Annotated in this window: 7 protein-coding genes; 5 read left to right on the forward strand and 2 right to left on the reverse strand. The window is 44.8% G+C overall.

What is annotated here, in order from left to right:
• Positions 1–148: 148 nt before the first annotated feature.
• Positions 149–784 carry an MOSC domain-containing protein gene (locus tag GTH32_RS18730; protein ID WP_163088660.1) on the reverse strand — a complete coding sequence of 212 codons (636 nt, stop codon included), beginning with the start codon at positions 782–784 and terminating at the stop codon, positions 149–151.
• A gap of 129 nt (positions 785–913) precedes the next feature.
• Between GTH32_RS18730 and GTH32_RS18735 the strand changes: the two genes are divergently transcribed.
• The 5 genes from GTH32_RS18735 to dnaB all read left to right on the forward strand — a co-directional run bounded on the left by GTH32_RS18735 (position 914) and on the right by dnaB (position 5,258).
• On the forward strand, positions 914–1,489 hold the full coding sequence (locus tag GTH32_RS18735; RefSeq protein WP_163088662.1) for an RNA polymerase sigma factor: 576 nt from the start codon (positions 914–916) through the stop codon (positions 1,487–1,489).
• Positions 1,482–1,991, forward strand: coding sequence for a hypothetical protein (locus tag GTH32_RS18740; protein ID WP_163088664.1), 510 nt, complete (start codon positions 1,482–1,484; stop codon positions 1,989–1,991). Before GTH32_RS18735 ends, GTH32_RS18740 begins: the two co-directional genes overlap by 8 nt.
• 10 nt (positions 1,992–2,001) lie before the next feature.
• Entirely contained in the window at positions 2,002–2,991 is a 990-nt protein-coding gene (locus GTH32_RS18745; RefSeq protein ID WP_246223322.1) for a DUF4097 family beta strand repeat-containing protein, read from the forward strand.
• Between the two features lie 242 nt (positions 2,992–3,233).
• The gene (locus tag GTH32_RS18750) at positions 3,234–3,719 is read left to right on the forward strand and encodes a hypothetical protein (RefSeq protein ID WP_163088668.1); all 486 of its coding nucleotides are present in this window, start codon (positions 3,234–3,236) and stop codon (positions 3,717–3,719) included.
• A 153-nt stretch (positions 3,720–3,872) separates the two neighbouring features.
• On the forward strand, positions 3,873–5,258 hold the full coding sequence (gene dnaB / locus GTH32_RS18755; RefSeq protein ID WP_163088670.1) for a replicative DNA helicase: 1,386 nt from the start codon (positions 3,873–3,875) through the stop codon (positions 5,256–5,258).
• Between the two features lie 68 nt (positions 5,259–5,326).
• Here the strand turns inward: dnaB and GTH32_RS18760 are convergent.
• The coding region (locus tag GTH32_RS18760; RefSeq protein WP_163088672.1) for an integrase core domain-containing protein at positions 5,327–5,527 on the reverse strand (201 nt) is incomplete at its 5' end.

Consider the following 5,527-nt stretch of genomic DNA (forward strand, 5'->3'; position numbering starts at 1 on the left):
GGAAAATGTTGCAACGGGATATGTGTTTAGCAATTACGCTAAATAACTATGTACATGAGCCGTATACGAGGTCCGTATGTACGGTTCTGTGAGAGGGATGAGGCGGTAACGCCTCACCCTACTCGATGTATCTGTTGGAAGCACGCTTTTAACGGGCAATTTTCTCACATTTTAAACGCCATTCGTCATCTAAAGCATCGAGGCTTGCCAGCTGCTTAGCCAATGCTTTATCTGCTTTAGTATGCACACATTGCATCAATGTTTGGACATTCACCGACTGGGTGTCTCTACTGATTAACTCAACACTGTCGCCAACGCGCATCACCCCTGTTTCCATAACACGGTAATACCAGCCAGTAATACCTCGCTCACCTACGAAGCGATCTAAATTTGCAATACCATACCGATGAGAAATCTTATTGCATGGGGCGCGAGGTGCACTTACTTGCAGTATTACGTCGCCAAAACGCCATACATCTCCTATAAATACAGTGGCGTCGCACATACCTTCAACACTGATATTCTCGCCAATTGAGCCTGCCAAAAAAGTACCTTCGGGGAAATGCATTTTCAGGGTGTAGTAGTTTATTGGGCTATATTGATGAAGCACTTTCTCCGGCCCCCCGTGTAGCCGTGTATTGGCTTGCTCATCTTCTTTGGTACCGTCTTTCTCTACCGTAAGTAGTTCTACGGGGTCTTTTTTTATACTACTTGGTGCGCCACGAGGCCCAAGTGGTTGAGGATGTCCTGCAAAAAGCGCGTCTATATTGAAAGCAAGCTGCATAAAAACTCCAAAAAATAAATAGTGCATTTAAACCTTTCTATTATAGGGTACGACTAACTAAACAATACTAATAATAAGTAAGTTCGATACCGCTACTCGTCGGCTTGCGCATTGACATTAGAGATTATCATGGAATACGCCCAAACTGGTGTTATACACGCCAACGCGGTGTCTGGATTCAACAATGAGCAAGCCATAGTGTTTGCGGCTAAAGCCGGAGACAGAGAGGCATTTAAGCTACTCTACGACAGTCATGTAGGGCGAGTCTATGCTTTATGCTACCGGCTGACGGGTGATAAAGGACTTGCTGAAGATGCCACCCAAGAAGTGTTTATCCAATTATGGAAGAAATTGCATAACTTTCGAGGGCAAAGCCGTTTTTCTACGTGGTTACACAGTGTAACTGCGAACGTTACGGTAGATTACATGCGTAAGCAACGGGGCTGGATACAGCGTATGTTTAATATTGAAAGTTCCAGCGCGATGACCCTCGCCGCGGAGCCTGCGAGTTGTGATGTGGACCTAGAAGGCTTAATTCTGCGTTTGCCTGAACGCGCACGCATGGTGTTCGTTCTACATGCAATTGAAGGCTATCGTCATGATGAAATTGCCGCCATGCTTAGCATAGCGGTAGGGTCTAGCAAAGCACAATTACACCGCGCAAAACAATTGTTAAAACAGTGGATGGGGTTTGAAGATGAATAACTTTGATCAACAACTGCATAAAAAGCTGAAGGCGTTGCCAGGTGAAACGTTACCTGAAAAAGACTTGTGGCCTGCTATCGAACGAGGTATCGCCTTATCTCCATCCTCTACCATTACAGATAATACAGCCCGATTGCCTAGCTTCCCGCGAGGTTGGGTAGCGGTGGCTGCTAGCTTTTGTTTCGTTGCCTTCCTAGCACTGCTGGTCGCGCATTCACTAAACCCGTGGATGCAGCCACAGAGCCAAGATATTGTTGCGTCTATGAGTACCCAACACGACCAGCAAATGAAGCTGCTACTGACACAATACCAAGATGCGCCCGCGTTAACCAACGACTGGCAAACTCAGTTGGATGAACTAGCGGATGCTGCCTCAGCAATTAAATTAGCGTTAAAGGAAGACCCGAATAATGCGGCGCTTATTCGGATGCTTCATCATGTGTATCAACAACAAATTGCCCTAATTGAGCGAGTGCACGCGCCCAAATGGCAACAAATTTAGGACTATGACAATGATAAATTTATACAACTGTTACTCTGCCATGCGCGTGCTTTCGACAAGTGTATTGGCAACTGGCGTTCTTCTAACAAGTAGCATTGCCTTTGCAGGTGAGCGTATTGACCGTACCTTAGATAGTGGCGCTACGCCTAAGCTGGATATCGAACATGTAAATGGGAATACGGATATTAAGGTTTGGGATAAGCCTCAGGTAAGAGTGGTGGGCGAGCTCAGTGACAGAACCGAAGAGTTTATATTTGAAGTACGTGGCGATGTAGTCATTATTCATGTAGAAGTAAATAGCATGGGTAAAGACTGGTGGGAGAAAAACGATGAAGGCGACACATTAACTATTTATGTACCCACTGCAAGCGACGTTAACTATTCTGCCGTTAATGCTGATGTCACCATAGAAGGGGTAACCCAAAGCGCAAGTATTGATGTGGTTAACGGCGATGTGGACATTACTAATACCGGTAAGCGGGTTAAGGCGAGTTCAGTAAATGGTGATATTAATCTTAGCCGTGTATACGGGCGCTTAGATGCAGATACCATTAATGGTGAAATTACTGCCACCCACGAAGGGCAAATGGCGGTGTCCTTTGCCTCAGTGAATGGACGGATTACCGCCACTACATCAAGCCCCGATGTTACAGTTGAAACCGTTAATGGCCAAAGCACCTTGTCGTTACAAAGTATTGATTCTTTAAGTATAAACACCGTTAACGGGCGTTCTACAGCCTCATTAAATTTAAATCCAGATGGGCAATTAAAAGCCAATTCGGTGGGCGGCAAAATAGATTTAACGTTTCAGCCCAATGTCTCTGCGCAATTTGATATTGAAGCCCACGCAGGGGGAGATATAGACAATAGAATTAGTGACGACAAAGTGGGAAGCCCTAAATTTGGCCCCAGTAAATGGCTGCGTTTTATGAATAATGGTGGCGCGGCAAATGTCGACATATCAACGGTTCATGGCACCATAGTTATAGATCAACAATGAATATTATATGTCATCTTTAATTCAGTATTGCGATTGAAATTTTGAATAACGCCCATATTTACTAATTATCCATGGCGGTGATGTAAATATGGGTATTCAGCGTTTCTTCGTCCTACCTTGTAATAAATTATCTATCCCCGTCGTAATTATCCGTAGATTGATCTGATACTACGAACTTTTGCGTAGTATTTCCCTCGTATATACGCAGGGAAAATACGTTGTTTATTATTAAGGAGTTTTGCGTGAGTGTCGTAAGCCACGCTAAGCGTTTCTGGCGCTTCCACAGTTTTATTGCTATTGCAGTGAGTGTTAGTGCGTTAACCCTAGGATGCGCAGTAAAAGAGCCGGCGTTTTATGAAGGTACCTGGGTTATTACCGAAGCCCACGGGGCAAGAGTGAGTGCGGTGTCGCCCTCAGAAGCAAACACACTACTTGGTCGCTCACTGTATTATGCAAAAGATAGTGCTAAACTCACTTTTCAGCAGTGCCCAAGCCCACAATACAGTACTACGACACTGAAATTAGACGACTTCGCCAAACGCTATAATATCGATACCAATACCCTAAAGTTTCGCCCAGGCACGGTGACAGAGGTAATACTTGAATGTGGCGATGAACACCCTGATGTGGGCAGTATCCTTGTCTATCAAGAAAATACCGCTGCTTACACGGTTTTCGATGGCACCTTTTACCGTATTGAAAAGACGATTGAAGTAGCGCCTATCTAGTACTCAAAGGCCCTGTTGTTGGCGAATAGCGCATTTCTATGGCTGGTAAATAATCACGAAAATTAACTTTCTCGCTTTTTCCTTTATTGTTCAACGCGTCACAAAAGCGCATAATAGCCCACTGATTTTTGTTGAACTAAGAAGGTAGTGTAAGTGGTATCCCCTCCTCAAGGCGATAAAAGCGTAGAGAAATTGAAGGTTCCCCCTCATAGTATAGAGGCAGAGCAATCGGTTCTTGGCAGCATGCTTATTGATCCTGACAGTTGGGATAAGGTAGCTGAACTTGTTACTGACACCGATTTCTACAATCGCTCTCATCAAATTATTTTCCGCGCCATTATTAGGTTGCTAAACAACAGTAACCCTGTCGACTTAATTACCGTTTCTGAAGAGCTAGAAAAGCACGACGAACTAGAAGACGCCGGCGGCTTTGCTTATTTAGGTGAGCTTGCTAAGAACACACCTAGCTCGGCGAACGTGGTCTCCTATGCGCAAATTATTAGCGAAAGGGCAATCACCCGTGAGCTTATTGGTGTGGCTCATGAAATTGCTGAAGTGGGGTATAACCCAGAAGGGCGCGATAGCGCAGACATTCTAGATTTAGCCGAAAGCAAAGTTTTTGAAATTGCCGAGCGACGCACGGGGGAAAATGAAGGGCCCCGAAATGTGGAAGCTGTGCTAGGCAAGACTATCGATCGACTTGAGGTATTGGTAAAAACCAATAAAGAAGTAACCGGGGTTACTACAGGCTTCACAGATTTAGATAAAAAGACCAGTGGTCTTCAGCCTTCCGATTTGATTATTGTTGCTGCCCGTCCTTCAATGGGTAAAACAACCTTTGCAATGAACCTTGTTGAAAACGCCATGATGTCGGAAGAGAAGCCGGTCTTGGTATTTAGTTTAGAAATGCCCTCTGAACAGATTATGATGCGTATGCTGGCTTCATTGAGCCGCGTGGATCAAACTAAAATTCGTACCGCCCAACTCGATGACGAAGACTGGGCGCGAATTTCTAACACCATGGCCATGCTAAAAGATAAAGACAGCCTTTTCGTTGATGACTCTTCAGGTTTGACCCCTATGGACGTGAGAAGCCGTGCGCGTAAATTAGCGCGTGAACGAGGCGGCATTAGTCTTATTATGGTGGATTATCTCCAGCTCATGAGAGTGCCATCTTTAAGCGACAATAGAACATTGGAAATTGCAGAAATTTCTCGTTCACTTAAAGCCTTAGCAAAGGAACTCGAAGTGCCGGTTGTGGCACTATCACAGTTGAACCGAAGCCTAGAACAACGCGCCGACAAACGCCCAGTAAACTCAGATCTGCGTGAATCGGGCTCTATCGAGCAGGATGCCGACCTTATTATGTTCATTTACCGCGATGAGGTGTATCACGAAAATAGTGAAGATAAAGGGGTGGCTGAAATTATTATAGGTAAACAGCGTAATGGCCCAATTGGCACCAGTAGGCTCACTTTCCAGGGGCAGTTTTCGCGCTTTGATAATTACGCGGGGCCAGCAGTGGCTGATGACTATTAACGTATAGTGTCGTTAACGTATATACAGCTTAAATGACTTGTCCTGGAATAAGTTGACACTTATTTCGGTTAAAACGCCCGATGTATTTCATCGGGCGTTTTGTATTTTAGAGCCATATGTGGCCGCCTGCCATTGTATATTACTACGGATTCGACAACCATCTTTCTCGCCTCCTCTAAATTACGAGGTTTTGTAAGCAAGTATTCGTTTTTCAGAATACCATTTATCCGCTCTGCAAGAGCATTTTGATAGCAGTCGTAACCATCTGT

Origin of the sequence: Alteromonas profundi, assembly GCF_010500865.1 — a bacterium.
GTDB classification, from domain to species: Bacteria; Pseudomonadota; Gammaproteobacteria; order Enterobacterales; family Alteromonadaceae; genus Alteromonas; species Alteromonas profundi.

Coding starts and splice junctions, on each gene's coding strand:
- GTH32_RS18745 (WP_246223322.1), top strand. CDS start 2,002: ATGATAAATTTATACAACTGTTACTCTGCCATGCGCGTGCTTTCGACA.
- GTH32_RS18735 (WP_163088662.1), top strand. CDS start 914: ATGGAATACGCCCAAACTGGTGTTATACACGCCAACGCGGTGTCTGGA.
- GTH32_RS18740 (WP_163088664.1), top strand. CDS start 1,482: ATGAATAACTTTGATCAACAACTGCATAAAAAGCTGAAGGCGTTGCCA.
- GTH32_RS18730 (WP_163088660.1), bottom strand. CDS start 784: ATGCAGCTTGCTTTCAATATAGACGCGCTTTTTGCAGGACATCCTCAA.